The sequence below is a fragment of the Variovorax sp. CAN15 genome, assembly GCF_030462475.1.
In the GTDB taxonomy this organism is placed as follows: Bacteria; Pseudomonadota; Gammaproteobacteria; order Burkholderiales; family Burkholderiaceae_C; genus Variovorax.
Window position 1 is genome coordinate 36978 of the sequence record NZ_JASMRZ010000030.1, and the last position, 24615, is coordinate 61592.

The following is a 24615-nucleotide window of genomic DNA, read 5'->3' on the forward strand; positions in this document are numbered from 1 at the left end:
CAGCCCGGCGCGCGGCTGCAGACGCCGCGCCAATATCCCTCGGCCCGCATCACGGAAAAACGGACACCATGGTCACCTGCTACCTGCGATACATCGTCGACGCCTACAAGCTCAAGGAATTCGAGCACTACGGCAAACTCTGGATTCCACTGGTCGAGAAATTCGGCGGCAAGCACCACGGCTACTTCCTGCCCTCGGAGGGCACGAACAACGTGGCGCTCGCGATGTTCACCTTCCCGAGCCTGGCCGCCTACGAGAAGTACCGCGCCGACTCGATGCAGGACCCGGAATGCCAGGCCGCGTTCAAGTACGCGGAAGAAACCCGCTGCATCGTGAGCTACGAACGCAGCTTCTTCCGCCCGGTCTTCAGCTGACGCCTCAGCCGCCCAGCGCCATGCACAGCGCGTGCAGGTTCGGCACGATCAGCTGTGGCCGCGCGCCGTGCACCCAGGGGCGTTCGTCGCGCACCAGCCAGGCGGCCTGCATGCCGGCATTGAGCGCGCCGACCACGTCCAGCTCGGCATCGTCGCCCACGTGCAGCACATCCTTGGGCAGCAGGCCGACCGACGCGGCGGCGGCGCGGAAGATGGGCGCGTGCGGCTTGCCGCTGCCGAAGGCGCGTGCGTTGAAGGCGGTGCGGAACCAGCGGCCCACGCCGGTCTTGTGGATGTCGGCGTTGCCATTGGAGACCGCCACCAGCGGATAGCGTTCGCTGAGCCACTTCAGCGCCGGCAGCGCGTCGTCGTACAGCGTCACGCGCTGGCGCTCGGCGAAGAAGGCGTCGAAGGCCGGGTCGGCCAGCGCCGGGTCTTCGCCCGCGCGGGTGAGTGCGGTGCGGATCGACTCTCGGCGCAGTGCGCTCAGGTCGTGCGCGAGGTCTGAGCGCTCCTTGGCGGTGGCTTCGCGCAGCTCGCGCAGGATGCCTGGCGTCATCAGCAGCGTGGCCGTCTTGGGCGCCTCGCGCAGCAGCCACGCATGCAGCACGGCCTCGGCGCGTTCGATGGTCGGCCAGATCGGCCAGAGGGTGTCGTCGAGGTCCAGTGAGATCGCCGAGATGCGCTTGAGATCGAGAGGCGCGGCGCCCGCGGGCACCGGGGAAGCGGAAGTCATGCCTGAGAATATCGCATGCCTTCGACCCAAGAGAACGCCTCTCCGAGTACCCCCGGTTCCCCAAGTGCCCCCCGCACCGCGGTGCTCTGGTGCAACCTCGGCTCGCCCGACGCCCCCACCGCGGCCGCCGTGCGCCCCTACCTCGCCGACTTCCTGGGCGACCCGCGCGTGGTCGAGATCCCGAAGGTGCTGTGGGCACCGATCCTGCACGGCATCATCCTTCGCACGCGGCCTGCCAAGTCGGCCGCCAAGTACGCGAGCATCTGGATGCGCGAAGGCTCGCCGCTCAAGGTATGGACGCAGAAGCAGGCCACGCTGCTGGCCGGCTGGCTCGGTGAGCGCGGCCATCGCGTGACGGTGCGCGACGCGATGCGCTACGGCAGCCCCTCCATCGCCTCCCGGCTCGACGCGCTGAAGGCCGATGGCGCCACCCGCGTGCTGGTGCTGCAGGCCTACCCGCAGTACTCGGGCACCACCACCGCGAGCGTGATCGACGCGGTGAATGCCTGGAGCAGCAGGCAGCGCCGCGTGCCCGAATTCCGCTTCGTCAACGACTACCACGACGACCCCGCCTACATCGAGGCGCTGGCGCAGAGCATCGAGAAGCACTGGAAGACCGACGGCCGCGGCGAGGTGCTGCTGATGAGCTTCCACGGCATTCCCGCGCGCAACATCGCGCTGGGCGACCCGTACCAGGCGCAGTGCCTCGAAACCGCACGCCTGCTCGCGGCACGGCTGGGCCTTTCGAGCACCCAGTACCGCGTGACCTTCCAGTCGCGCTTCGGCAAGGCCAAGTGGCTGGAACCCTACACCGAGCCCACGCTGCGCGAACTCGGCGCCTCCGGCGTGAAGCGCGTCGATGTGGTCTGTCCGGGCTTCCCGGCCGACTGCCTCGAGACGCTCGAAGAAATCGCCATGGAAGGCCGCGAAGCCTTCCTGCACTCGGGCGGTGAAGCCTTCAGCTACATCCCCTGCCTCAACGACAGCCCGGCATGGATCACCGCGCTAGCGGGCATCGCCGAACGCAATCTGGCGGGCTGGCCCACGCAAGGAACAAGCACCACCCAATGAAGCAGGACCTGCACGAAGCCAACCGGGTCTCGTGGAACGCGGCCACCGTCGCGCACAACAGCCACAAGGGCGACCAGGCCGCCTTCTTCCGCAAGGGCGGCTCCACCCTCTTTCCCGAGGAAGCCGGTCTGCTCGGCGACGTGACGGGCCTGTCGGTGCTGCACCTGCAGTGCAATGCCGGGCAGGACAGCCTGAGCATCGCGCGCCTGGGTGCCGAGGTGACGGGCGTGGACATCTCCGACGAGGCCGTCGACTTCGCGGCGCGGCTGTCGCAGCAGTCGGGCATCGCGGCGCGCTTCGTGCGCTCGGATGTCTACGACTACTTCCGCGATGCGCAGGCGCGCGGCGAGCGCTTCGACATGGTGTTCTGCTCGTACGGCACGCTGTGCTGGCTCTCCGACATCGGCGCCTGGGCGCGCGGCGTGGAGCAGTTGCTCAAGCCCGGTGGCCGCTTCGTCTTCATCGAGTTCCATCCTTTCGCACTCGTGTTCGACCCCGCCTGGAAGTTCCACTACGACTACTTCAACGAAGCTCCCGTGCCCGAGGAAGGCGTGAGCGACTACGTGGCCGAGTCCGGCGACGGCCTCGTGCGCGAGGGCTACGAGCGTGGCGTGGAAAACTTCAGCAACCCGCATCCGAGCTTCGAGTTCACATGGGGCGTGGGCCAGGTGACGACCGCGCTGTCGCAGGCCGGCCTCGTCATCGAGCGGCTCGACGAGTACCCGTACGCCAACGGCTGGAAGCCCTTCGAAGGCATGCGCGACATCGGCGGGCGCCGCATGGCGCCGCCCGAGGGCATGCCGCGCATTCCGCTCATGTATTCGATCTCCGCACGCAAGCCATGAAGCTCTTTCACGCCCTCGGTGGCCTCTTTCTGCTGGCGCCCTTCCTGGCCAGCGCGACCGGAACCGTCGAAGTGCCCAAGGGCGTGTGGGAAGGCACGCTCGGCACCAAGGCCATCGTGGCCTGCTTCAACGCCGAATTCCCGAGCGGCAGCTACTTCTACAAGCAGTACAAGAAGGCGATCCCGCTGAGTCGCGTCGAAAAAGACAGCTTCTGGCACGAAGCCGGCGACACCGGCCTGTGGTCGCTCGACCCTGCCAAGGGCAACACGCTGACCGGCACCTGGAAGAGCGTGAAGGGCACGCCCGTGACGCTGCCGATCAGGCTCGACCTGGCCGACACCACTGGCGACGACCGGGCCTGCGGCAGCGAAGGCTACGCGGGCCAGCTCGAAGCGCCGCCAAAGATCGAAGTCGGCAAGAAGGAGGAATACGCGCCCGGCCGCAGCTTCCGCCGCCTGCGCTTCGCCGGCCAGGAAACCATCGAGCTCTCCGGCCCCGAGCCCACGCTGGCGGCCATCAACCGCGAGCTGCGCCGCGACTTCGACACCAGCAAGGACACGATCAAGGAGTACTTCGACAAGCGCCGCGAGTTCCTCGGGCGGGTCGGCGTGCCGGCGGAAGACGAGAACACCGCCGATCCTTCTTACTGGAGCTCGCAGTGGCTCAGCATCCGCAACTACACCTGGGCGGCGGGCATGGGCCGTAACGGCATCTCCTGGTTCTATCGCACCTGGGACCTGCAGACGGGCAGGCAGGTCGACCCATGGTCCTGGTTCGGCCTGCGCTCGCTGTCGAAGTCGCGCCCGGCCGAGGCAGGGAGGATCTCCGGCACCGGAGGCGCCTCGATGACACCTAAGCTGCGCCGCTTCCTGTTTCGCTACGCGGGCATCGACGCGTCGAAGGCCGAGGACAACTGCCGGTCCAACTACGAAGAAGGCGCCTACTACGACCTGACGCTGGAAGCCAAGGGCATGCGATTCGCCCAGCCCGCCTATGGCAACGGCTGCGAAATCGAGGTCGAAGTGCCCTACGCCGACCTCGATCCGGTCCTCGCGCCCGCAGGCAAGGCCGCGGTGCGGCGCATCCTCGAATCGGGCAAGTAAAGCTGGCTCTGCCCAGGCTCAGGCCGGGGGCCTGCGCGCCAGCAGCACCTCGATCGCGGCCTCCATCTCGGCGTATTCCCCTTCGCCGAAGTGCTGCCGCATCACCTGCCCGTTGCTGTCGGCCAGGTAGAACGCGGGCCAGTACTGGTTGTTGTAGGCCCGCCAGGTGGCGAAGCCGTTGTCCTGCGCCACCGGGTAGCGGATGTTGAAGCGCTCGATCGCGTCCTGCACATTGCGCGTGAGCTTCTCGTAGGCGAACTCGGGCGAATGCACGCCCACCACGGTGAAGCCCCGGTCCTTGTAGGTCTCGTACCAGCGCACCACGTGCGGCAGCGTGCGAATGCAGTTGATGCAGGAGTAGGTCCAGAAGTCGACCAGCACCACCTTGCCGGCCAGCCCCTTCATCGTGAGCGGCCCGGAGTTGAGCCACTTGTCGATGCCCGTGAACTCGGGGGCCTTGCCGTAGTCACGCAGGCCCGGCGAAGCGGCCAGCGCGCTGCGCACCGGCCAGGCGCCGCCCGCGGCGGCGGCCAGGGCGGAAGCTCCGGCGGCGAGCCCCGAGAACGCCCTTCTGGACATCATGTTCATGATCGCAAACCTCGCTCGTGTGTCAGACCGACAGCGGTCAGGCGCGATTGTTCGCGGCGCACGCGCTGCGTGCGCATGTGTCACGGCAATTTGAAGTTTGTCCCGGCGGCGTGAAGGGCCGCCCTGGTCAGAACTTGCCCAGGTAGTCCATCTTGCCGATGGGCATGCCCTTGTGGCGCAGCACGTCGTAGGCCGTGGTCACGTGGAAGAAGAAGTTGGGCAGCGCGAACTGCAGCAGGTAGCGCTGCGCCGTAAAGGTGGCCTCGCCCTCGCGCGTCTTGATGGTCACGGCCCGGTCTTCATGGCCGTCGATCAGCGCGCGGTCGACCGTCTCCAGGAAGTCCTGTGTCTTCGCGATGCGCGCGACCAGGTCGTCCCAGGTCTTTTCCTCGTCGGCAAAGCTCGGCGCGGTGACGCCGGCGATGCGGGCCGTGCCGAGCTTGCAGGCATCGCTCGCGCGCTGGATCTGGCCGGCCAGCGTCAGCATGTCGGGCGCGAGGCGCGCATCGACCAGCGTGGCCGGGTCGATGCCGTTGGCCTTCGCGTGCGCGAGACTCTTGTCGAGGATATGGGTGAGCTGGCCGAGTCCGCGCGTGAAGACGGGCACGGACAGGTCGTACATCGAGAGCGCCATAGTGTTCGAGGCCTTGTGGTCGGCCGTGTGGTTGAGGTGGGCGGCGATTTTCACGCCGCCGCTGCCTCAGCGGCCGGCCGCCCGGATAAACCCCTCGATGGGATCAAGTTGTTCGGGCACGTTCAGCGCGGGAGCGTGACCACAGGCAGGAACTTCGATCACCTGCAGCCGGCCGGCCGCGCCGGGACCGCGCCGCTTCATCTCCTCGATCACGCCGGGCAGCACCAGATCGGACTCGACCCCGCGCAGGCACAGCACCGGCACCTCGATGGCGTCGTAGTGCGGCCAGATCAGGTAGTCGTTGTCGTGCGCGCTGAACTGCCGGACCATGGCCGGGTCGTAGTGCGGCGTCACGCGGCCGTCGGGCAGCCTGCGCGTGGAGGTCTCGGTCAGCCGGCGCCATTGCGCGTCGCTGAGCCAGCCGTAGGGCTTGTAGACAGTGCGGAAGAAGGCTTCGAGCTCGGCCACCGTGTCGAATGCCGGCGGCTCGCCCGCGTAGGCACGGATGCGCTCGATGGCCGGCTGCGCCAGTTCGGGCGCGTTGTCGTTGAGCACCAGGCTCGCGATGCGCGCCTTCATGCGCGGCTCGAAGAGGCCCGAGGCGCAGACGGTGCCGATGGCCCCGCCCATCGAGGTGCCGACCCAGTGCACCCGCCCGAGCCGCAGCTCGTCGCACAGCGCATTGGCGATGCGCGCATAGAACGAGAGCTTGTATTCCTCGTCGGGCAGCGGGCTCCATTGGCTCAGCCCACGGCCGATGGTGTCGGGGCAGATCACGCGGAAGCCGCGCGAGGCGAAGTGCTGCGCCAGCTCGTCCATGTCGCGGCCGGTGCGCGCCAAGCCGTGCCAGGCAATGACCACGGGCGCCTCGGGCGAGCCCCATTCGAGCCAGTGGATCTCGCGGCCGGCAAGCTGCGCGTAGCGGGAGAGTGGCAAGTTCATTTCTGTGAGTTCCGTTCAGGCGTGCCGCGGAACCGGCTTCGCCGGGCCGCTGGCCCGGCCGCCTGCAAGGGGGTAGGAGTAGCGACACGAAGTGCGTAAAGCCTGGGGGTGAGCTTCATTTGGCAGCCCTTGCTCGCAGCTTGCCGACGATGCCGGTGGGGAAGTAGTAGACGGACAGCACGAACAGCACGCCCAGCCACAGCAGCCAGCGGTCGGGCGACAGCAGCGCGGCCAGCCACGGCAGGCCGCTCGCGGCCTCGCTGCCGATGCGCAGCAGGTCCTGCAGGTAGCTCTGCGCCACCACGAACAGCACCGCGCCGATGGCCGCGCCGTAGATGGTGCCCATGCCGCCGATCACCACGATCAGCAGCACGTCGATCATGATCTCGAAGCTCAGCGAGGTGTCGGGACCGTTGTAGCGCAGCCAGATGGCGAGCATCGCGCCGGCCAGCGTGGCAAAGAGCGCCGACAGCACGGCGGCCGTGGTGCGGTACACCACCACCCGGTAGCCGATGGCCTCGGCTCGGAACTCGTTCTCGCGAATGGCCTGCAGCACGCGGCCGAAGGGCGAGTTCACGATGCGCAGCAGCGCCAGCACCAGCACCACCGCCGCCACGAACAGCAGGTAGTAGCACAGCAGCCGGCCGTCGAGCGAAACGCCGAGGAAAGGCTCTTCCGCGAACTCGAAGGCAGGCGAGATCAGCTCGGGCAGCTTGAAAGTCAGGCCGTCTTCGCCGCCGGTGAAGTCGGACATCTGCGAAGCCAGCGTCTGGAAGGCCGAGGCCACGGCCAGCGTGATCATCGCGAAGAAGATCGCGCGCACCCGCAGCGAGAACAGCCCGATGGCGAACGAGAGCAGCAGCGAGATCGCCAGCGACGCGCCCAGCCCCACCAGCACCGCGCCCCAGTTGGGCCCGAGCCGCGAAGCCGAGATGGCGATGCCGTAGGCCCCGATGCCGAAGAACATGGTGTGCGCGAAGCTCACGATGCCGGTGTAGCCCAGCAGCAGGTCGAAGCTGGCCACCAGCACCACGAACACCAGGATCTTGGCCGCGACGCTCAGTGCCTTCACGCCCGGGAAGATGAACGGCGCGAAGGCCAGCGCGACGAACATCGCCAGCAGCAGCACGGCGAGCAGCCGACTGCGAGGCATGTCGTTGGAGAGGAGTCGTTTCAGGAACATGTCTTCTTCCTCCTCTTCTTCAGCGGTTCGCCACCGGGTACACGCCCTGCGGGCGCCACAGCAGCACGGCCACCATCAGGAAGATGCTCGCGAACTGCGTGAGCGTGGGCACCAGGAAGCCCACGTAGTTGGTCATCAGCCCCACCAGCAGCGCGCCGATGAGCGCCCCACCCGTCGAGCCCAGCCCGCCGATGATGATGACGATGAAGATCAGCACGTTGACCTGCGCGCCCATCTGCGGCACCAGGTTCTGCTGGAACAGCCCCCACATCACGCCGCCCAGGCCGGCCAGCGCGCTGCCGACCACGAACACGCCGACGAACAGGCGCCCGATGCGGTAGCCCAGCGACTCGACCATCTCGCGGTCCTGCACACCGGCGCGTATGAGCAGGCCGATCTTGGTGCGCCCCAGCGTCCACGCGAGCACGCCGAACACCACCACGCCCACGGCCACCGCGAGCAGGCGGTATTTGCTGATGGCCGCGTCGCCCACCAGCAGCGAGCCGCGCAGCGCCTCGGGCAGCGACAGCGGAATCTGCGCCGGCCCCCAGATCACCTTGATGAGTTCCTCGCCGATGATCATGCCGCCCATCGTGATGAGGATCTGCTTCAGATGCTGGCCGTACACCGGCCGCACGATGAAGCGCTCGAAGGCCAGCCCCACCGCGCCGGCCACGAGCATCGCGACCAGCATGGCCGGGAACACAGCCACCAGGTTGCGCCACAGCTCGCCGGAACCGGTCCAGTCGCCCATCAGGCCGAGCACGCTGCTGGCCACGAAGGCGCCCAGCGCGATGAACACGCCGTGGCCGAAGTTCAGCACGTCCATGAGGCCGAACACCAGCGTGAGGCCCGAGGCGATGATGAAGATGATCATGCCCATCGCCAGCCCCGCCACGGTCAGCGTGAGCCAGGTGGAGAAGGAGCCGGTGAGCGGCAGCGCGGCGAGCGCGAGCACCGGGGCCAGCAGCAGCGGCTTCCAGTCGAAGTCGAGGGCTTTCATTGCTGCGCCTCCTCTTGCCCCCTCTCCCGCTTGCGGGAGAGGGTTGGGGTGAGGGCCGACGGCGCCGAGACAAAAGCACAGCCGTTGCACAGGCCGCCTGCCCTCACCCTAGCCCTCTCCCGCAAGCGGGAGAGGGAACAAGACACGGAATACGTCATAGCGCGAGACCCAATAGAGATTGCTGAAGTTGCGCGTCAGCGGAGAACTCCGCCATGGAACCGGCGTGCACCACCCGGCCGTTGTCCATCACCGCGACGGTGTCGCCCAGCCGCTGGGCGAAGTTGATGTTCTGCTCCACCAGCAGGATGGTCACGCCGCTGCGCTTGAGCTCTGCGAAGGCGTCGATCATGTTGTTGATCATCACGGGCGCCAGGCCCTTGCTGGGCTCGTCGATGATGAGCAGCTCGCGCGGCTCCACGATGGCCCGCGACACCGCGAGCATCTGCTTCTGCCCGCCCGAGAGCTTGCCCGCCGGGTGGTTCCAGAACTTCTCGACCGCGGGGAAGAGCTTGAAGATCCACTTCAGCCGCGTGTCGTCGATCTGCTGAGCGTTCTTGGCGCCGCGCGCGGCCAGCAGCATGTTCTCCTTCACCGTGAGGTCGGAGAAGATGCCCATGTTCTCGGGCACGTAGGCGATGCCCAGGCCGGCGATCTGCGGCGTGTGCTGGGCGGTGATTTCCACGACCTTGTTGCCATGGCCGAAGCGCACCCTGCCCTGCGACGCATGCCACAGGCCCATGATGGTGCGCAGCGTGGTCGTCTTGCCCGCGCCGTTGCGGCCCAGCAGCATGGTGAGCTGGCCGCGCGGCACGGCAAGGTCCACGCCGTGGAGGATGTGATACGCCCCGATGTGCGTGTGCACGCCTTCGAGGGTCAGCAGGTTGTTCGTGCTCATGCGGCCTCCTTCGCGACGCCCAGGTAGGCTTCTTGCACCACCGGCGAGGCAATCACCTCGGCCGGTTCGCCGTCGGCCACCAGCGTGCCGTTGTGCAGCACGATGATGCGGTCGGCAAGCTCGCGCACCACGTCCATCTTGTGCTCGACCAGCAGGATGGTCTTGCTCTTGTCCTGCTTGAGCTTGCGGATCAGGTCGAGGATGACGGGCGCCTCGGCCGCATTCATGCCGGCCGTGGGTTCGTCGAACATGAAGACCTTGGGCTCCAGCGCCATCAGCAGAGCCACTTCGAGCTTGCGTTGGTCGCCATGCGGCAGGCTCGCCACCGTGGCGTGCTCGCGCGACTTGAGCGCCACGTCGGCCAGGATCTGGTCGGCCCGCTCGGTCAGCGCCTTGTGGTCGCTCCAGATGCTCCACAGGTTGAGCCCGCGCCGGTGCGCGCCCTCGCGCGTGGCCTGCACCGCGAGGCGCACGTTCTCCAGCACCGTGAGGTTGGGAAACAGGTTGGTGAGCTGGAAGGCCCGCCCCAGCCCCGCGTGCGTACGTGCGGAGGGGGACAGGCCCGACAACGAATGCCCGTCGAGCGACACGGTGCCCGCGCTCGCCTTGAGCTGGCCCGAGATCAGGTTGAAGTAGGTGGTCTTGCCCGCGCCGTTGGGGCCGACGATGGCCGTCAGCGTGCCCGGCGCGAAGGCGCAGCTCACGCTGTTGACGGCCACGTGCCCGCCGAAGCGGATGGTCAGATCTCGGGTCTCAAGCATCGTCGTTGGTCATTGCGAATCGAAAGGAAGAAAGGGCGGCGGCCTCAACAGGTGCCGATCACGTAGTAGTTGGGGCCGGTCTGCTTCAGCGTGGTGATCGCGTAGATGTTCCACAGCCCCATGGACTGGCCCGAGCCATAGGCATAGGTCAGGCCCCACAGCGCGTAGGCGCGCCCGGCCACGGTGTGCGTGTAGTTGCTCGCGGTGTAGCACGTTCCGCTGCCGGAGCCGCCGAGGGTGGTGCCGCTGGCGGGCGCCGACATCGCGCCTTCCACGTTGCTCGCGTCGAGCGCGGCCACGGTCCAGCTGTAGGTGGTGGAGGCTGCCAGGCCGGCGTCGGTGTAGCTGGTGGCGGCCACCGGAGAGGCGTTGACCTTGCTGCCGCCGCGGTACACGTTGTAGCCGCTGGCGCCGCTCACGCCGGCCCAGCCGATCACCATGCTGCTGGCGGTCGCGCCCGAGGTGCCGACGCCGGTGGGCGCCGGCAGGCCGCTGCCGCCGGAGGAGCCCGTGACACGGTCGATCATGGCCTTCATCGCGGCCATCTGCGGGCCCGACTTCTTCGCGTAGGCGGCGTTGTCGTAGCCCCACCAGTCCCAGCAGCTGTTGGTGGCCGCCGTGCTGGTCTGCGGATAGATCAGCACGATGTTGTTGGTGTCGGCCCAGCGGTTGTAGCCGGTCTTGCGCACGTACTGGTCACTCACGTCGGTGTAGTTCTGCTTGCAGCCGTGCAGCACCAGGTGCACGCGGCACGAGGTGGTGGTGCAGGCCTGGGGCACGTAGATCCAGCCGGTGGCGGCCATGCCGTGGCCGCTGATGAATTCAGACTGGTTGAACTCGGTGAAGGTGCCGCCCAGCGTGCCGTTGTTGCGCGGGTTCAGTGGTCCGTAGAGCTGCGTGAGGATCTCGCCCGCGAGGTCGAAGCCGCAGTTGTTGATGTAGGGCGCGGCAGTGGTGCTGCAGGCGCTGCCATAGTCGTCCGTGACCATCGCGTGGCCGGCGCCGATGTTGTTCTTGTAGACGATGTTGGCCGCGGGCACGAAGCTCTGGTAGTAGGTCTTCAGGTCGTCCATCACCGCCTGCTTGACGGTGTTGTCCGAGGTGCCCGAGAACATGTAGACCCTGGAGCCGCTCATGTTCGACACCGGGTCGATCGCGCCGCTGGCGGCCCAGCTGTTGGTGGTGCTCACGAGCGACGAAACCGGGATGCTGGTGCTGTGGGTCATGCAGCGCCCGGTGGCATTGAGCACCGAACCTTCGGCGCAGTAGTACGGGCCGCCCGCCACCACGCCCGCACCGCGCTTGAAGGTGGCCGAGTACGCCACGTGCAATTGCACCGCCATGAAGCCGCCGGCCGACAGGCCCGACACGCTCACCTCCGCCGGGTTGGCGCCGAGAGACGGCAGCGGCACCGCCGCCGTCGCGGCATGCGCCGCCACCGTCATCGCCGCGGCCGCGGCAAGTCCCTTCCAGTTCTTCCATTTCATCGCTGGCATCGCTGTCTCCTTCTGTTGTGGGTATCGAACGCTTGCTTTGCTGACTGACGAATCGATTCGGCCGTGGGAACAACACGCCGCCGCGAAGAAAGGCGCAGGCTGGCGCTTCGCCCGGCGGCCTTCCGGGGCGAAACAGAGAACATTCAAGAAGCACCGCGGAACCGGCTTTGCCGGGCCGCAGGTGTTGCCCCCGGTAGGGGGTTGGCGCAGCGACACGAAGTGCGCGCAGCCTGGGGGCGAGCTCTTACCTCTTGTTCTTGATGGGGATGTCCATCTCTTCGGGTTTGATCTCGTGCACCAGCTCCGGCACGCCCCAGGCGAATGCCGGGTCGACCTTGATCTTGAAGTGGTACATCGACTGCATCGCCTGGTGGTCTTCCTTGCGGAAGGTCATCTTGCCCTTGGGCGTGTCGAAGCTCATGCCTTCCATGGTGCTGATGAGCTTGTTGGTGTTGGTGTCGCCGCCCGTCTTCTTGAGCGCGGTCACCACCGCCATCGCGGCCGAGAAGCCGCCGGCCGTGAAGAAGTCCGGCGGCGTCTTGAATTCCTTGTAGTGGGCCGACACCATCGCGTCGTTCACCGGGTTCTTCGGGATGCCGAAGTAGTAGTAGGCCGCGCCCTCCATGCCCGGCAGCGCCTTGTAGGCGGCCATGGCCGGAAGGATGTTGCCGCCGGTGGCGATCTCGATGCCGTAGCGCTTGAGGTCGAGGTCGACGATCTTGAACGGGTTGCCCGCGCCGGCCCAGACGATCCAGATGATCTTGCGGCCCGGCTGGTCCTTCAGCTTGTCGATCAGGCGCTGTGCGCCGGCGGTGAAGTCGGTGGTGGCGGGCGGCAGGTACTCTTCATGCACCAGCTTGGCCTTCTTGAGCGCGGAGCCGAAGGCCTTCACGCCGTCGCGGCCGAAGGCGTTGTCCTGTGCGAGTGTGGCGACGGTGACGCCGGGCTTGTCGATTGCCACCGCGTTGGAGATCGCGTCCTGGCTCGAATTGCGGCCAGTGCGGAAGATGTACTTGTTCCACTTGTCGCCGGTGATCGAGTCGGCCACTGCCGGCTCGACCAGCAGGATCTTCTTGTATTCCTCCGCCACCGGCAGCATGGCCAGCGCCACGCCCGAGGCGGTCGGGCCGATGGCCAGCGCGGCCTTGTCGTCGGAATAGGCCGCCGCCAGCAGCGACTTGCCGAGGTCGGGCTTGCCCTGGTCGTCCTTCTCGATGACGACGATCTTCTTGCCGTTGACCATCATCGTGCCTCCGGTGGCGTAGTTCAGGCCCATCATCAGGCCGGTCTGCGTCTGCTTGCCGTAGGCTTCCAGCGCGCCCGTCTTGCTGTAGATGTGGGCGATGCGGATTTCGTTGGACTGAGCCCAGGCCGGAGCGGCGGCTGCGCAGGTGGCAAGCGTGGCAAGGGCAACGAGGTGGCGACGGTTCATTCTTTGTCTCCTGGAAAAGGTGACTGAATATTGCACAGTTCGTGCCATCCGCTAAGCCATTGATAACAAACGTTTCTCCATTCGGAAGGAACGCTCTTCGACTGAATTCAGAACACTTGCGATGTCTGGATTTCAGTCGAATGTCTGATTTTCAGTCAGGGTTTTCGCGGAGGCCTTGCGCTCGGCGATCCACTGTTCGAACTGGCGCTCGGCCTGCATCCGGAACTCGTTGCGCGCATGGTTGCAGGCCGCATGCGCGAGGCGCCGGTGCTTCGAGGAGCGCACGCCGCCGAAGGTCGAATCCACCAGATGCTCGATGGTGGCGGACTCGGGGCGCCCCGCGGGTTCGTCGAAGTCCATGGCCAGCCCGCACCAATGGCAGTTGGGCCCGAAGGTGGAGCGCAGTGCCTTGACGCTCACAGGTTCGCGTACTCGAGGATTTCCTGGCCCATCAGCGTGCAGTCATTGCCCGACACGTAGTAGATGAGCCGCATCCGGTACTCGCCCTTGTAGACACTGCCCCACACCTCCAGCACCTTGAACTGCTGCTTCTTGTTGGCTGGGTTGCGGATCGGCGGCAGTTCCTTCACGTCGGGGCTGATGCGGATGCGGTCGTCCTCGCCGAAGTGGAAGGTCAGCAGCTTCTTTGCGCGGGCGACGGCTTCGCCGGAGCACTGGGGCGCGGCGTTGGCCAGGCCGGCGGCGCAGCACGCCGCGGCAAGGACGAGGGAACGGATCGGTGTTTTCATTGATGGCGGGGTCACGGAATGACAGGAACGAATGCGATTGTCATGTGGGTGTGTCGACGTCATCCCAGGCGCTGTCCTCGAAGCGCACCAGCCAGTTCAGCACGCGATGGCGCTCCAGCACGACGCCGGCATCGACGCCCTGCACAGGCCCCTGGTCCTTGAGGCGGGCCTGGCGCACGAGCCAGTGCAGCCGGTAGTGCATGTCCAGCGCATCGAGGATCTCGCCGTTCGAGCGCATCTTCATGGCGTGCATCACGCCTTCCGTGTCGCCGGCCTCCAGCATCAGCCGCGCGGCCAGCGGCACATCGCAGATGGCCGATGGAAACGGCAGCGCATCGGCCAGCCCCAGCGCCCACTCCAGGACGAACAGGCATTCGTAGCGCCACACGAACTGCGCCACGGTCGACTCGTCCGGCGCGTCGTCGGCCAGAAAGGCCTGCTCCGCGGGCGACAGGCTGGCCTGCGCCGAGCGCAGCCGGTCGAACAGCATGCCCGTGGACAGAGGCTCCCCGGTGCCAACTGACTCCGCGCGCGCGGCTACCGCCAGCAGCGCGAACGCCCTGCCCGCCATGTCCTGCGGCGTGCGCGGGCGCAGCTCCGGCTCGCAGACGAGCGGCGGCAGGTGCGAGGGCACCGCGAGCCGGCGTGCGGCGAGCAGCGCCTCGGTGCGCGCCTTGCGCTGCCAGGCTTCTTCGGGGTATGGCACCGCGGCCTCGGGATCGGGCTCCTGGCCCCCTGCGGACAGCAGCACCCGTCCGTTTGGGTCGCGAATGTCGCCATCAGGCAGGAACACGAGCGCATTCGCTCGTTCCGCCCACGACGACAACGCGTCGAGTTGCGACTCGTCGACCGACAGGCTCAGATGCTGCTGCACCCGCTGGATGTGGCGCATCGCGTGATAGCGGTTGCGCGACATCTCGCCGTCTCCCCTGCTCAGCACGTAGCCCACGAAGCCCGAGAGATGCGGCGCGAGTTCCGGATCAGACAGGTCGCGGCGCGCATGCAGCGTGTGGGGGAAGTCGAGCGCCGGCACGTCGGCTCGCGTGCAGTAGGCATTGACGAGCACGCCCTCGGCGTGCTCCGGTGCAGTTGGCGCCGTGGCCGTCGGAGCCGGTGCGTTGGCCGAGCCAGTCAGCGCTTTCAGTCGTGTCAGCAAACCCTTCATGGAATCCTCTCCCGTTCGATTGAATCCGGCCGGATCCTGTCGAGATCCGGCAACGTTGGGCGACCTCGGCTGCCATCGGCCGCCGCCGTTCACTGGTTTGTCATGCGCTCGTACAGCGTCGCCCGCGAAATCCCCAGCAGCCGTGCGGTCGCCAGCTTGTTGCCGCCCGTCGACGCCAGCGCCGCCGCAATCGCCTTTTGCTCCAGTTCGGCCACCTGCTGCGCCAGTGGGCGCAGCAGCGCGGCTTCTTCATCTGCGTCGTGGCCGCTCTGCAGGGTGGCCGGCAGTTCGATCTGCTCCAGCCCGGCTTCGCGCAGGATGCGCTCGAGCTGCACGGCGTCGATGCGCTGGGAATCGCTTCGCATCGTGACTTGCTCCAGCACGTTGCGCAGCTCGCGAATGTTGCCGCGCCAGTGCTGGCCGGCGAGCAGCGCGAGCGCATCGGGCGTGAGTTCGGGCGGCGCCTCGCCGCTGCGCAGCGCCATGTCCTCGCCCAGCGCCTCGACCAGCGCGGGAATGTCGGCGCGCCGCTCTCGCAGCGGCGGCACGCGCAGCGGCAGCACGTTGAGGCGGTAGTACAAGTCTTCGCGGAACTGGCCGCGGCGCACCAGCTCCGGCAGGTCGCGCGAGGTGGCTGCGATCACGCGGGCGTCGAAGGGGACGAGCTTGTTGGAGCCCAGCGGCTCGATCTCGCCTTCCTGCAGCGCGCGCAGCAGCTTGGCCTGCAGGCCCAGCGGCATGTCGCCGATCTCGTCGAGGAACAGGCTGCCGCCATCGGCCAGCTTGAACTTGCCTTCGCGGCCCTTGCGGTCGGCGCCGGTGAAGGCGCCGGGTGCGAAGCCGAAGAACTCGGCCTCCAGCAAGGTGTCGGGCACGGCCGCGATGTTCACGCTGACGAACTGGCCCTTGGCTCGTGCGGACGAGGCATGAATGGCGTGCGCCAGCAGCTCCTTGCCGGTGCCGGTCTCGCCCAGCAGAAGCACCGGGCTCGTCGATTGCGCCGCGCGACGCGCATGCCGCTTCACCTCCACCGCCGCCGGGCTGCTGCCGATGAAGCTCGCGAAGGTGTACTTGGAGCGCCGCTGGCCATCGCCGGAGTGCTGGTAGAGCGGGTTGTTGCGCTGGCTCGCGAGTTCGCGGCGCGCGTCGTCGAGGTCGCGCTGCAGCAGCGCGAACTTGCTGATGAGCGGCTGCAGCGTGGTCTCGGGCTGGTCGAACAGCACGATGCCGATCGCGCCGATGACCTTGCCCATGCCGCCCTCCGCGCCCTCGCGCTCTTCGCGCAGCGGAATGCGGCTGACGACGAAGGTGCCGGCCTTGTTGGTCAGCAGGTCGACCAGGATGGGCTCGCCGGTTTCGAGCACGCGCCGCATCTGGGTGTTGGGAATCACGTCCTCCACCATGTGGCCCATGAACTCGTCGATGGACGAGAAGCCCAGCGCCGGCAGGAAGCGCCGGTAGCCTTCGTTCACCCACACGATGCGCCCGGTGCTGTCGACCAGGAACATGCCCTGGCTGATGCTCGAAAACAAATGAAACATCGAGCGCGCGGCGAGCGCGAGAATGCCCTCGGCATCGAGAGGCAGCGAAGGTGTTGCGGTGGGGGCTGCAGGCATGCCGGGATCGTAGCGCGGGCAGGACCCGCTCCTTAAGCCTTAAGGATTCGCTTCGACGAGCACAGTCCGGAAAAGACCTTCAGGAAGCCTTAAGTTAATCAATCGTTTGATTTTGTGCATGGTGTAATGCCGGGCATGAACGCGAGAGACCCGACCACCCAGGCACCTCGCCGCGCGCCGCGCGCAGACGGCGCCGAGGCGCGCCACCGGCTGCTGCATACCGCCTTGAGGTTGTTCGCGCAGAAGGGCTTCGCCAAGACTTCCACGCGAGAGATCGCCCGCGAGGCCGAGGTCAACATCTCGGCCATCAGCTACTACTTCGGCGACAAGGAGGGGCTCTACGCGGCCACCTTCAGCGAACCGATGGGCGGCGACTCCAGCGACCTGATCGCCGCCTGCAACGTGCCCGGCCAGCCGCTCGAAGCCACGCTGCGCATGTGCATGGTGTCGATGATCGATCCGCTCAAGCAGGGCGAGATCGTGCGGCAATGCATACAGCTGCACATGCGCGAGATGCTCGAGCCCACGAGCCGCTGGGCCGAGGAGCTGGAGCGCGACATCAAGGGACCGCACCGCGCCATCGCCGAGCTGCTGTGCCGCCACCTGAAGGTGGACCGGGCGGACGACGACATCCACCGCCTGACCTTCGCGATCACCGGGCTGTCGATGCAGCTCTACGTGAGCCAGGACTTCATCGAGGCCATCCGCCCCTCGCTGCTGCGCACGCCGCGCGCCATCGACGCCTGGGCCGACCGGCTCACGGCCTATGCGCTGGCGCTGGTCCAGACCGAGGCCGCGCGCAGGCAGGCCGAGAGAAAGCAGAAGAAACAATGAGAAAACTCCGATTCAGATCCAGACTGACGGCCACCCTCTGCATGGGCGTGGGCATCGGCCTGTCGGGCTGCTCGCTGACGCGCCCGCCCGCGCAGGTCGAGGCACCGATGCCTGCGCAATGGCACGCCCCCCTGCCTCATGGCGGCTCGCTGGCCTCGCTGGCCAACTGGTGGAGCCAGCTCGACGATCCGCTGCTGGTCGAACTCATCGCCGCAGCCGAGGTCGCAAGCCCCAACGTCGCGAGCGCCGCCGCGCGCGTGGCCGAGGCCCGCTTCACACGCGTGCAGGCCGGTGCGGCGCTGCTGCCCAGCCTCGACGGCACAGCCTCCGCAAGCCGAGGGCCGGTGGGCGTCTCCGGCGGCAGCCCATCAGGGGCGGGTGCGGGCGCGGGTTCGGGTAGCAGCAGCGGCGGCCTGTCTTCCAGCACCCCGATCACCACGCTGCAGGCCGGCCTGCAGTCGAAGTGGGAAGTCGACCTTTTCGGCCGCCTGCGCGCCGACCGCGACGCCGCCGAAGCCAAGCAGAACAGCGCCAATGCCAAGTGGCACGACGCCCGCGTGGCGGTAGCGGCCGAGACGGCCAACGCCTATTTCGCCGAGCGCGCCTGCCAGCAGCAGCTGCGTGTGTCCGAATCGGATGCGCGCTCGCGTGCCGAAACCTCGCGGCTCACCGATCTGTCGGCAAAGGCCGGCTTTACCGCGCCCGCCGATGCGGCACTGGCCCGTGCCAGCGCCTCCGACGCCTCTGGCCGGCTCACGCAGCAGCGCGCCCAGTGCGCCGTGCAGCGCAAGGCGCTGGTCGCGCTCAGCGGCATCGATGAAAGCACGCTCGAACAGAAGCTCGCGGCAGCGCCGGCGCAGCGCGCACTGCCGGCCGTGGGCAGCATCGCCAGCGTGCCGGCCGAGGCGATCTCGCAACGCCCCGACGTCTACGCGGCCGAACTCGGCGTGGCATCGGCCAGCGCCGACGTGGGCTCGGCCGAGGCCGAGCGCTACCCCAAGCTCACGGTGTCGGGCTCCATCGGCCGCTCGCAGTACCGCGTGAGCGGCGCGCGCCAGTCGCTCGAAACCTGGACTGTGGGTCCCGTCGCGCTGACGGTGCCGCTGCTCGACGGCGGCGCGCGCAAGGCGAACGTCGATGCCGCCAAGGCGCGCTATGCCGAGGCCGTGTCGCTCTACCGTGCCAACGTGCGGCAGGCCGTGCGCGAAGTCGAGGAGGCGCTGGTCAACCTCGACGCCACGAATACCCGCACGGCAGACGCCGATGCCGCGGTGAAGAACTACCAGGCCTCCTTCGACGCCGCGCAGGCGCGCTACAGCAGCGGCCTCGCGAGCCTGTTCGAGCTGGAGGACTCGCGGCGCACGCTGTTCTCGGCGCAGACCGCGCGCGTCTCGCTGCAGCGCGAACGCACCGAGGCATGGGTGGCGCTGTACCGCTCGATGGGCGGAGGCTGGAATCGCCAGGCCGCCCAGGGTCCCTCTTTCGAATCGTCCTCAATGACCACCTCCCCGGCCGCCAAGGTCGCGACGTCGCCATGAAAACAATGAAGCGTTCCACTCTCGCCATCGCGCTGATCGCGCTGGCCGTCGTCATCGCGGCGATCTTCTTCATGAGGGGCGGCAAGCCGTCGGACAAGGCCGGCGAGCAGGTCGCGGCAACCAAGGGCAAGGACGGTGCCGCCGCGCCCCGGCCCGCGCTGACCGTCACCGTGGCCAAGCCAGAGCCCACCGAACTGATGCTCACGCTCGCGGCCAACGGCAACGTGGCCGCCTGGCAGGAGGCGGTGATCGGCTCCGAGTCCAACGGCCTGAAGCTGGCCGAAGTGCGCGTGAACGTGGGCGACACGGTCAAGAAGGGCCAGGTGCTCGCGGTCTTCTCGCCCGAGACGGTGCAGGCCGACATCGCGCAGGCACGCGCCTCGCTGGCCGAGGCCCGCGCCACCGCGGCCGACGCCGCCGGCAACGCCGCGCGCGCACGCACGCTGCAGGCCACGGGCGCATTGAGCCAGCAGCAGATCAACCAGTACCAGACCACCGAGCAGACCGCCAAGGCGCGCGTGGAAGCGGCCGAGGCCGTGCTGGCCGCACAGCAGGTTCGCGGCCGCAACACGCAGGTGCTGGCGCCCGACGATGGCGTGATCTCGGCGCGCACCGCCACGGTGGGCAGCGTGGTCGCGGCGGGCACCGAGCTCTTCCGCCTGATCCGCCAGGGCCGGCTCGAATGGCGTGCAGAGGTGACCTCGGCCGAGCTCAGCCGCGTCTCGGTCGGCACCACCGCCTTCGTGGTCAGCGCCAGCGGCGCGCAGGTGCGCGGCAAGGTGCGCAGCATCGCTCCCACGGTCGACCCGCAGACGCGCGCGGCGCTGGTTTACGTCGACCTGCCCAACGTGCAGCAGAACACCGGCGTCAAGGCCGGCATGTTCGCCCGAGGCGATTTCGAACTGGGCCGCAGCACGGCGCCGACGGTGCCGCAGGCGGCGGTGGTGCCGCGCGACGGCTTCAACAACGTGTTCATCCTGAAGCCCGACAACAAGGTGTCGCAGATGAAGGTGCAGATCGGCCGGCGGCTGAACGACCGCATCGAGATCACCAGCGCGCTGCCCGATGGCGCCCAGGTGGTTGTGCAGGGCGCGGGCTTCCTCAATGACGGCGACCTGGTGCGCGTGGTGGATTCGCCCGCGGCCACGTCGGCGCCGCCGGCCCCCGCGGGCGCGGCCTCCGCCGCCGTTGCCAGGTAAGGAAGAAAAAAGAAATGAAAAGCCAGATGGCGCAAAGGACACGCCCATGAACGTTTCCGCCTGGTCCATACGCAACCCGATTCCGGCTGTGATGCTGTTCGTACTGCTCACCTTCGGTGGGCTGCTGTCGTTCAACGCGATGAAGGTGCAGAACTTTCCGGACATCGACCTGCCGACCGTGACGGTCTCGGCCTCACTGCCCGGCGCCGCGCCTTCGCAGCTTGAGACCGACGTCGCGCGCAAGCTCGAGAACTCCATCGCCACGGTGCAGGGCCTGAAGCACATCACCACCAAGGTGCAGGACGGCGCCGCCACGCTGATCGTCGAGTTCCGCCTCGAGAAGCCGGTGCAGGAAGCCGTGGACGACGTGCGCTCCGCGGTGCAGCGCGTGCGCGCCGACCTGCCGGCGGACGTGCGCGACCCGGTCGTCACCAAGCTCGACTTCGCGGCGCAGCCGGTGCTGGCCTTCACCATCGCCTCCTCGGCCATGGACGCCGAGGCGCTGAGCTGGTTCGTCGACAACGACGTCACCAAGAAGCTGCTCGCGCTGCCCGGCGTGGGCGCGGTGAACCGCGTGGGCGGCGTCACGCGCCAGGTGCACATCGACCTCGACCCGAGCAAGCTGCAGGCGCTGGGCGCCTCGGCGGCGGACATCTCGCGCCAGCTGCGCCAGGTGCAGACCGAGAGCGCGGGCGGCCGCTTCGACCTGGGCGGCAGCGAGCAGCCGGTGCGCACCATGGCCACGGTGAAGTCGGCCGACCAGCTCGCCGACATGCAGATCGCGCTGAGCGACGGCCGCCGCATCCGCCTGGACCAGGTGGCGCGCGTGAGCGACACCATCGCCGAGCCGCGCGCAGCTGCCCTGCTCAACGGCAAGCCGGTGGTCGGCTTCGAGGTGGCCCGCAGCCGCGGCGCCAGCGAAGTCGAGGTGGGCCACGCGGTGATGAAGGCGCTGGCCGACATGCGCGCCGCGCGCCCCGACATCGAGCTGACCGAAGCCTTCAACTTCGTCGACCCGGTGGAAGAGGAATACAACGGCTCGCTGCACCTGCTGTACGAGGGCGCCATCCTGGCGGTGGTGGTGGTGTGGCTGTTCCTGCGCGACTGGCGCGCCACCTTCGTCTCGGCCATCGCGCTGCCGATGTCGGTGATTCCGGCTTTCATCGGCATGCACCTTCTGGGCTTCTCGGTGAACGTGATCTCGCTGCTGGCGCTGTCGCTGGTGGTCGGCATATTGGTGGACGACGCCATCGTGGAGGTCGAGAACATCGTGCGCCACCTGCGCATGGGCAAGACGCCCTACCAGGCGGCCATGGAGGCGGCCGACGAGATCGGGCTGGCGGTGATCGCCACCACCTTCACGCTGATCGCGGTGTTCCTGCCCACGGCCTTCATGAGCGGCGTGGCCGGCAAGTTCTTCAAGCAGTTCGGCTGGACGGCATCGCTCGCGGTGTTCGCCTCGCTGGTGGTCGCGCGGGTGCTCACGCCGATGATGGCGGCCTACATGCTCAAGCCCGTGGTCGATGCCGAGAAGGAACCGGGCTGGATGCGCTGGTACATGCGCGCCGTGACCTGGAGCACCCACAACCGCTTCAAGACGATGGTGCTGGCCACCCTCTTCTTCTTCGGCTCGCTGGCGATGATCCCGCTGCTCAAGACCGGCTTCATTCCGCCGGACGACAACTCGCAGACGCAGATCTACCTGTCGCTGCCGCCGGGCTCCACGCTGGCGCAGACCACGGCCGCTGCTGAAGAAACGCGCAACCGCGTGATGAAGATCCAGCACGTGAAGAGCGTCTACACCACGGTGGCCGGCGGCAGCGCGGGCGGCGACCCGTTCGCGAACTTCGGCACGCCCGAGACGCGCAAGGCCACGCTCACCATCAAGCTCGACCCGCGCGGCGACCGGCCGCGCAAGCAGGTGATCGAGAACCAGATCCGCGCGGCGCTCGAAACCCTGCCCGGCGTGCGCAGCACGGTGGGCCTGGGCGGCTCGGGCGAGAAGTACATCCTGGCGCTGACCGGTGAAGACCCGGTGGCGCTGGCCAGCGCCGCCAGCGCGGTCGAGAAGGACCTGCGCACCATCCCGGGCCTGGGCAACATCACCTCCACCGCGAGCCTGATCCGCCCCGAGATCGCCGTGCGCCCCGACTTCGCGCGCGCCGCCGACCTGGGCGTGACCAGCTCCGCCATCGCCGAGACGCTGCGCGTGGCCACGCTGGGCGACTACGACCAGTCGCTGGCCAAGCTCAACCTCGCGCAGCGGCAGGTGCCGATCGTGGTGAAGCTGGAAGACTCGGCGCGCACGGACATCGACCTGCTCGGGCGCCTGTCGGTGCCCGGCACGCGCGGGCCGGTCATGCTGAACCAGGTGGCCTCCCTGAGCATGGAAGGCGGCCCTGCCGTGATCGACCGCTACGACCGCTCGCGCAACGTGAACTTCGAGATCGAGCTGTCGGGCGTGGGCCTGGGCGACGCCAAGGCGGCGGTGACCAAGCTGCCGTCGATCCAGAAACTGCCGCCGGGCGTACGCATCGCCGAGGTGGGCGACGCCGAAGTCATGACCGAACTGTTCGCCAGCTTCGGCCTTGCCATGCTCACGGGCGTGCTGTGCATCTACATCGTGCTGGTGCTGCTGTTCAAGGACTTCCTGCACCCGGTGACGATCCTGTGCGCGCTGCCGCTCGCGCTGGGCGGCGCCTTCGTGGGCCTGCTGATCGGGCAGAAGGCGCTGTCGATGCCCTCGCTGATCGGTCTCATCATGCTGATGGGCATCGCCACGAAGAACTCGATCCTGCTGGTGGAGTACGCCATCGTGGCGCGCCGCGATCACGGCATGAGCCGCTGGGACGCCCTGCGTGACGCGTGCCACAAGCGCGCCCGCCCCATCATCATGACCACGCTGGCCATGGGCGCGGGCATGCTGCCCATCGCAGTCGGCTTCGGCGCGGCCGACTCCAGCTTCCGCTCGCCGATGGCGATGGCGGTGATCGGCGGCCTGATCACTTCCACCGTGCTGAGCCTGCTGGTGGTGCCGGCCGTCTTCACCTACGTGGACGACATCGAGCACTGGATCAGGCGCACGGTGCGCAGGCTGCGCGGGCAGCCTGCCGATCCGCACATCGATGACGACCTGGTCGAAGAACATCGGCCTGCCGCCTGACGGTCCTCTTTTCTTGCCCCCTCTTCCCTCGGGCAGGGGAGCCAGGGTGAGGGCTGCGGCGCTCGTCGGGGCGACCTGCTCTTGCGAAGGCCGTCGCCCTCGCCCCGACCCTCTCCCCACGGGGAGAGGGAGCAGGCAGGCTCAGGCGTCCAGCTGCGCCAGTCTCGCCAGCTTTCGCTCGCTCATCCGCTTGGCCAGGCGCGGCAGGATCAGCACGGCCAACACGATGACGACCAGCGCGATGGACATCGGGCGCTGGAAGAATACCGCCGCGCTGCCCTCGCCGATCGACATGGCATTGCGCAGCTGCGCCTCGGCCAGCGGGCCGAGGATCATGCCGACGACCACCGGGGCGGTCGGAAAGTCGAAGCGGCGCATCACCACGCCCAGGATGCCGATGGCGTACAGCAGGAAAAGGTCGAACGCGCTCTGGCGCATGCCGTAGGCACCCACCGTCGCGAAGATCAGGATGCCGGCGTAGAGCTGGGGCTTCGGAATCTTCAGCAGCTTGACCCACAGGCCGACCATCGGCAGGTTCAGCACCAGCAGCATCACGTTGCCGATGTACAGCGACGCGATCAGCGCCCACACCAGCGCAGCCGAGGTGGTGAAGAGCTGCGGCCCAGGCTGAATGCCGTAGTTCTGGAACGCGCCCAGCAGGATGGCGGTTGTGTTCGAGGTCGGAATGCCCAGCGTGAGCAGCGGGATCAGCGCGGCCGTCACCGTGGCGTTGTTGGCGGCCTCGGGGCCGGCCACGCCTTCGATGGCGCCGCTGGTGCCGAACTCGGCCTTGGCTTCCGCGTCCTTGGCGAGCTTCTTCTCGGTGGCGTAGCTCAGGAAGGTCGGAATCTCCGTGCCGCCGGCCGGAATGCAGCCGAAGGGCGTGCCGATGGCGGTGCCGCGCAGCCAGGCGGGAATGGAGCGCTTCCAGTCGCGCCTGGTCATGTGCACGCGGCTGAGCTTGTTCTGGCCCTCGACCACGCGGCCTTCGTACAGCACGGCGTACAGCACCTCGGCCACGGCGAACAGGCCCACGGCCACCAGCACGATCTCGATGCCGTCGAGCAGTTCGGGGATGCCGCCGGTGTAGCGGCCCTGGCCCGAGATCTGGTCGAGGCCGATGCAGCCTGCCGCGAGGCCGACGAACAGCGCCGTCATGCCGCGCAGCGTGCTCTTGCCGAGCACCGCGCTCACGGTGGTGAAGGCCAGCAGCATCAGCATGAAGTATTCCGGCGGGCCGAGCTTGACCGCGAACTCGGCCACGAAAGGCGCGAACAGCGTGACGATG

23 protein-coding genes are annotated in these 24615 nt (G+C 67.9%); 8 read left to right on the forward strand and 15 right to left on the reverse strand.

Annotation, left to right across the window (positions count from 1 at the left end; translation table 11 throughout):
• Positions 1-68: 68 nt before the first annotated feature.
• Positions 69-374, forward strand: coding sequence for an NIPSNAP family protein (locus QMO14_RS18955; RefSeq protein ID WP_301508975.1), 306 nt, complete (start codon positions 69-71; stop codon positions 372-374).
• Between the two features lie 4 nt (positions 375-378).
• Here QMO14_RS18955 and QMO14_RS18960 read toward each other — a convergent pair whose 3' ends face one another.
• A complete protein-coding gene (locus tag QMO14_RS18960) occupies positions 379-1110 on the reverse strand; it encodes an HAD family hydrolase (protein ID WP_301508976.1) in 732 nt (243 codons plus the stop codon).
• A gap of 15 nt (positions 1111-1125) precedes the next feature.
• Between QMO14_RS18960 and hemH the strand changes: the two genes are divergently transcribed.
• The 3 genes from hemH to QMO14_RS18975 are packed head-to-tail and all read left to right on the forward strand — an operon-like array spanning position 1126 to position 4129.
• Positions 1126-2181: a ferrochelatase gene (gene hemH, locus QMO14_RS18965; protein ID WP_301508977.1), complete on the forward strand. Its 1056-nt coding sequence runs from the start codon at positions 1126-1128 to the stop codon at positions 2179-2181.
• Positions 2178-3026, forward strand: coding sequence for a bifunctional 2-polyprenyl-6-hydroxyphenol methylase/3-demethylubiquinol 3-O-methyltransferase UbiG (locus QMO14_RS18970; protein WP_301508979.1), 849 nt, complete (start codon positions 2178-2180; stop codon positions 3024-3026). The genes hemH and QMO14_RS18970 overlap by 4 nt, the downstream gene beginning before the upstream one ends.
• Complete coding sequence (locus QMO14_RS18975; RefSeq protein WP_301508980.1) at positions 3023-4129, forward strand: hypothetical protein; 1107 nt, start codon at positions 3023-3025, stop codon at positions 4127-4129. Before QMO14_RS18970 ends, QMO14_RS18975 begins: the two co-directional genes overlap by 4 nt.
• An 18-nt stretch (positions 4130-4147) precedes the next feature.
• On the opposite strand, the gene QMO14_RS18980 is transcribed toward QMO14_RS18975, so the two are convergent.
• The 13 genes from QMO14_RS18980 to QMO14_RS19040 all read right to left on the reverse strand — a co-directional run bounded on the left by QMO14_RS18980 (position 4148) and on the right by QMO14_RS19040 (position 16593).
• Entirely contained in the window at positions 4148-4711 is a 564-nt protein-coding gene (locus QMO14_RS18980; RefSeq protein ID WP_301509011.1) for a thioredoxin family protein, read from the reverse strand.
• Positions 4712-4844: 133 nt separating this feature from the next.
• A complete protein-coding gene (locus tag QMO14_RS18985) occupies positions 4845-5351 on the reverse strand; it encodes a DUF1993 family protein (RefSeq protein WP_301509013.1) in 507 nt (168 codons plus the stop codon).
• 66 nt (positions 5352-5417) lie between these two features.
• Positions 5418-6293, reverse strand: a complete 876-nt coding sequence (locus tag QMO14_RS18990; RefSeq protein WP_301508983.1) for an alpha/beta fold hydrolase — start codon at positions 6291-6293, stop codon at positions 5418-5420.
• A 115-nt stretch (positions 6294-6408) separates the two neighbouring features.
• Positions 6409-7476, reverse strand: coding sequence for a branched-chain amino acid ABC transporter permease (locus QMO14_RS18995; protein ID WP_301508984.1), 1068 nt, complete (start codon positions 7474-7476; stop codon positions 6409-6411).
• A gap of 19 nt (positions 7477-7495) precedes the next feature.
• Complete coding sequence (locus QMO14_RS19000) at positions 7496-8479, reverse strand: branched-chain amino acid ABC transporter permease (protein WP_301508985.1); 984 nt, start codon at positions 8477-8479, stop codon at positions 7496-7498.
• A gap of 154 nt (positions 8480-8633) precedes the next feature.
• Positions 8634-9374 (reverse strand): ABC transporter ATP-binding protein, encoded by a 741-nt coding sequence (locus tag QMO14_RS19005; RefSeq protein WP_301508987.1) that lies wholly within the window; start codon positions 9372-9374, stop codon positions 8634-8636.
• Positions 9371-10135: an ABC transporter ATP-binding protein gene (locus QMO14_RS19010; RefSeq protein ID WP_301508989.1), complete on the reverse strand. Its 765-nt coding sequence runs from the start codon at positions 10133-10135 to the stop codon at positions 9371-9373. Before QMO14_RS19010 ends, QMO14_RS19005 begins: the two co-directional genes overlap by 4 nt.
• A gap of 44 nt (positions 10136-10179) precedes the next feature.
• Complete coding sequence (locus QMO14_RS19015) at positions 10180-11631, reverse strand: PHB depolymerase family esterase (RefSeq protein WP_301508991.1); 1452 nt, start codon at positions 11629-11631, stop codon at positions 10180-10182.
• A 244-nt stretch (positions 11632-11875) separates the two neighbouring features.
• The gene (locus QMO14_RS19020; protein ID WP_301508993.1) at positions 11876-13063 is read right to left on the reverse strand and encodes a substrate-binding domain-containing protein; all 1188 of its coding nucleotides are present in this window, start codon (positions 13061-13063) and stop codon (positions 11876-11878) included.
• A 132-nt stretch (positions 13064-13195) separates the two neighbouring features.
• Positions 13196-13423 (reverse strand): hypothetical protein, encoded by a 228-nt coding sequence (locus QMO14_RS19025; RefSeq protein WP_301508995.1) that lies wholly within the window; start codon positions 13421-13423, stop codon positions 13196-13198.
• A gap of 56 nt (positions 13424-13479) precedes the next feature.
• Positions 13480-13812, reverse strand: coding sequence for a hypothetical protein (locus QMO14_RS19030; protein WP_301508997.1), 333 nt, complete (start codon positions 13810-13812; stop codon positions 13480-13482).
• A gap of 40 nt (positions 13813-13852) precedes the next feature.
• The gene (locus QMO14_RS19035; protein WP_301508999.1) at positions 13853-14977 is read right to left on the reverse strand and encodes a DUF4272 domain-containing protein; all 1125 of its coding nucleotides are present in this window, start codon (positions 14975-14977) and stop codon (positions 13853-13855) included.
• 89 nt (positions 14978-15066) lie between these two features.
• Positions 15067-16593, reverse strand: a complete 1527-nt coding sequence (locus QMO14_RS19040) for a sigma-54-dependent Fis family transcriptional regulator (RefSeq protein WP_301509001.1) — start codon at positions 16591-16593, stop codon at positions 15067-15069.
• A 135-nt stretch (positions 16594-16728) separates the two neighbouring features.
• On the opposite strand from QMO14_RS19040, the gene QMO14_RS19045 reads away from it, so the two are divergent.
• The 4 genes from QMO14_RS19045 to QMO14_RS19060 are packed head-to-tail and all read left to right on the forward strand — an operon-like array spanning position 16729 to position 23327.
• Complete coding sequence (locus tag QMO14_RS19045; protein ID WP_301509003.1) at positions 16729-17427, forward strand: CerR family C-terminal domain-containing protein; 699 nt, start codon at positions 16729-16731, stop codon at positions 17425-17427.
• Positions 17424-18965 carry an efflux transporter outer membrane subunit gene (locus tag QMO14_RS19050; protein ID WP_301509005.1) on the forward strand — a complete coding sequence of 514 codons (1542 nt, stop codon included), beginning with the start codon at positions 17424-17426 and terminating at the stop codon, positions 18963-18965. Before QMO14_RS19045 ends, QMO14_RS19050 begins: the two co-directional genes overlap by 4 nt.
• On the forward strand, positions 18962-20164 hold the full coding sequence (locus tag QMO14_RS19055; protein ID WP_301509006.1) for an efflux RND transporter periplasmic adaptor subunit: 1203 nt from the start codon (positions 18962-18964) through the stop codon (positions 20162-20164). Before QMO14_RS19050 ends, QMO14_RS19055 begins: the two co-directional genes overlap by 4 nt.
• A gap of 46 nt (positions 20165-20210) precedes the next feature.
• The gene (locus QMO14_RS19060) at positions 20211-23327 is read left to right on the forward strand and encodes an efflux RND transporter permease subunit (protein ID WP_301509007.1); all 3117 of its coding nucleotides are present in this window, start codon (positions 20211-20213) and stop codon (positions 23325-23327) included.
• A gap of 141 nt (positions 23328-23468) precedes the next feature.
• Here the strand turns inward: QMO14_RS19060 and QMO14_RS19065 are convergent.
• A partial coding sequence (locus QMO14_RS19065; RefSeq protein WP_301509008.1) for a tripartite tricarboxylate transporter permease occupies positions 23469-24615 on the reverse strand: 1147 nt, incomplete at its 5' end.

Excerpts from the sequence above, each read along its gene's own strand:
- QMO14_RS19060 (WP_301509007.1), top strand. The coding sequence starts at position 20,211 with ATGAACGTTTCCGCCTGGTCCATACGCAACCCGATTCCGGCTGTGATG.
- QMO14_RS18975 (WP_301508980.1), top strand. The coding sequence starts at position 3,023 with ATGAAGCTCTTTCACGCCCTCGGTGGCCTCTTTCTGCTGGCGCCCTTC.
- QMO14_RS18990 (WP_301508983.1), bottom strand. The coding sequence starts at position 6,293 with ATGAACTTGCCACTCTCCCGCTACGCGCAGCTTGCCGGCCGCGAGATC.
- QMO14_RS19055 (WP_301509006.1), top strand. The coding sequence starts at position 18,962 with ATGAAAACAATGAAGCGTTCCACTCTCGCCATCGCGCTGATCGCGCTG.
- QMO14_RS18985 (WP_301509013.1), bottom strand. The coding sequence starts at position 5,351 with ATGGCGCTCTCGATGTACGACCTGTCCGTGCCCGTCTTCACGCGCGGA.
- QMO14_RS19050 (WP_301509005.1), top strand. The coding sequence starts at position 17,424 with ATGAGAAAACTCCGATTCAGATCCAGACTGACGGCCACCCTCTGCATG.
- hemH (WP_301508977.1), top strand. The coding sequence starts at position 1,126 with ATGCCTTCGACCCAAGAGAACGCCTCTCCGAGTACCCCCGGTTCCCCA.
- QMO14_RS18955 (WP_301508975.1), top strand. The coding sequence starts at position 69 with ATGGTCACCTGCTACCTGCGATACATCGTCGACGCCTACAAGCTCAAG.
- QMO14_RS19020 (WP_301508993.1), bottom strand. The coding sequence starts at position 13,063 with ATGAACCGTCGCCACCTCGTTGCCCTTGCCACGCTTGCCACCTGCGCA.
- QMO14_RS19000 (WP_301508985.1), bottom strand. The coding sequence starts at position 8,479 with ATGAAAGCCCTCGACTTCGACTGGAAGCCGCTGCTGCTGGCCCCGGTG.
- QMO14_RS19010 (WP_301508989.1), bottom strand. The coding sequence starts at position 10,135 with ATGCTTGAGACCCGAGATCTGACCATCCGCTTCGGCGGGCACGTGGCC.
- QMO14_RS18995 (WP_301508984.1), bottom strand. The coding sequence starts at position 7,476 with ATGTTCCTGAAACGACTCCTCTCCAACGACATGCCTCGCAGTCGGCTG.
- QMO14_RS19040 (WP_301509001.1), bottom strand. The coding sequence starts at position 16,593 with ATGCCTGCAGCCCCCACCGCAACACCTTCGCTGCCTCTCGATGCCGAG.
- QMO14_RS18970 (WP_301508979.1), top strand. The coding sequence starts at position 2,178 with ATGAAGCAGGACCTGCACGAAGCCAACCGGGTCTCGTGGAACGCGGCC.
- QMO14_RS19035 (WP_301508999.1), bottom strand. The coding sequence starts at position 14,977 with ATGAAGGGTTTGCTGACACGACTGAAAGCGCTGACTGGCTCGGCCAAC.
- QMO14_RS19005 (WP_301508987.1), bottom strand. The coding sequence starts at position 9,374 with ATGAGCACGAACAACCTGCTGACCCTCGAAGGCGTGCACACGCACATC.
- QMO14_RS19030 (WP_301508997.1), bottom strand. The coding sequence starts at position 13,812 with ATGAAAACACCGATCCGTTCCCTCGTCCTTGCCGCGGCGTGCTGCGCC.
- QMO14_RS19045 (WP_301509003.1), top strand. The coding sequence starts at position 16,729 with ATGAACGCGAGAGACCCGACCACCCAGGCACCTCGCCGCGCGCCGCGC.
- QMO14_RS19025 (WP_301508995.1), bottom strand. The coding sequence starts at position 13,423 with ATGGACTTCGACGAACCCGCGGGGCGCCCCGAGTCCGCCACCATCGAG.
- QMO14_RS18960 (WP_301508976.1), bottom strand. The coding sequence starts at position 1,110 with ATGACTTCCGCTTCCCCGGTGCCCGCGGGCGCCGCGCCTCTCGATCTC.
- QMO14_RS19015 (WP_301508991.1), bottom strand. The coding sequence starts at position 11,631 with ATGCCAGCGATGAAATGGAAGAACTGGAAGGGACTTGCCGCGGCCGCG.
- QMO14_RS18980 (WP_301509011.1), bottom strand. The coding sequence starts at position 4,711 with ATGATGTCCAGAAGGGCGTTCTCGGGGCTCGCCGCCGGAGCTTCCGCC.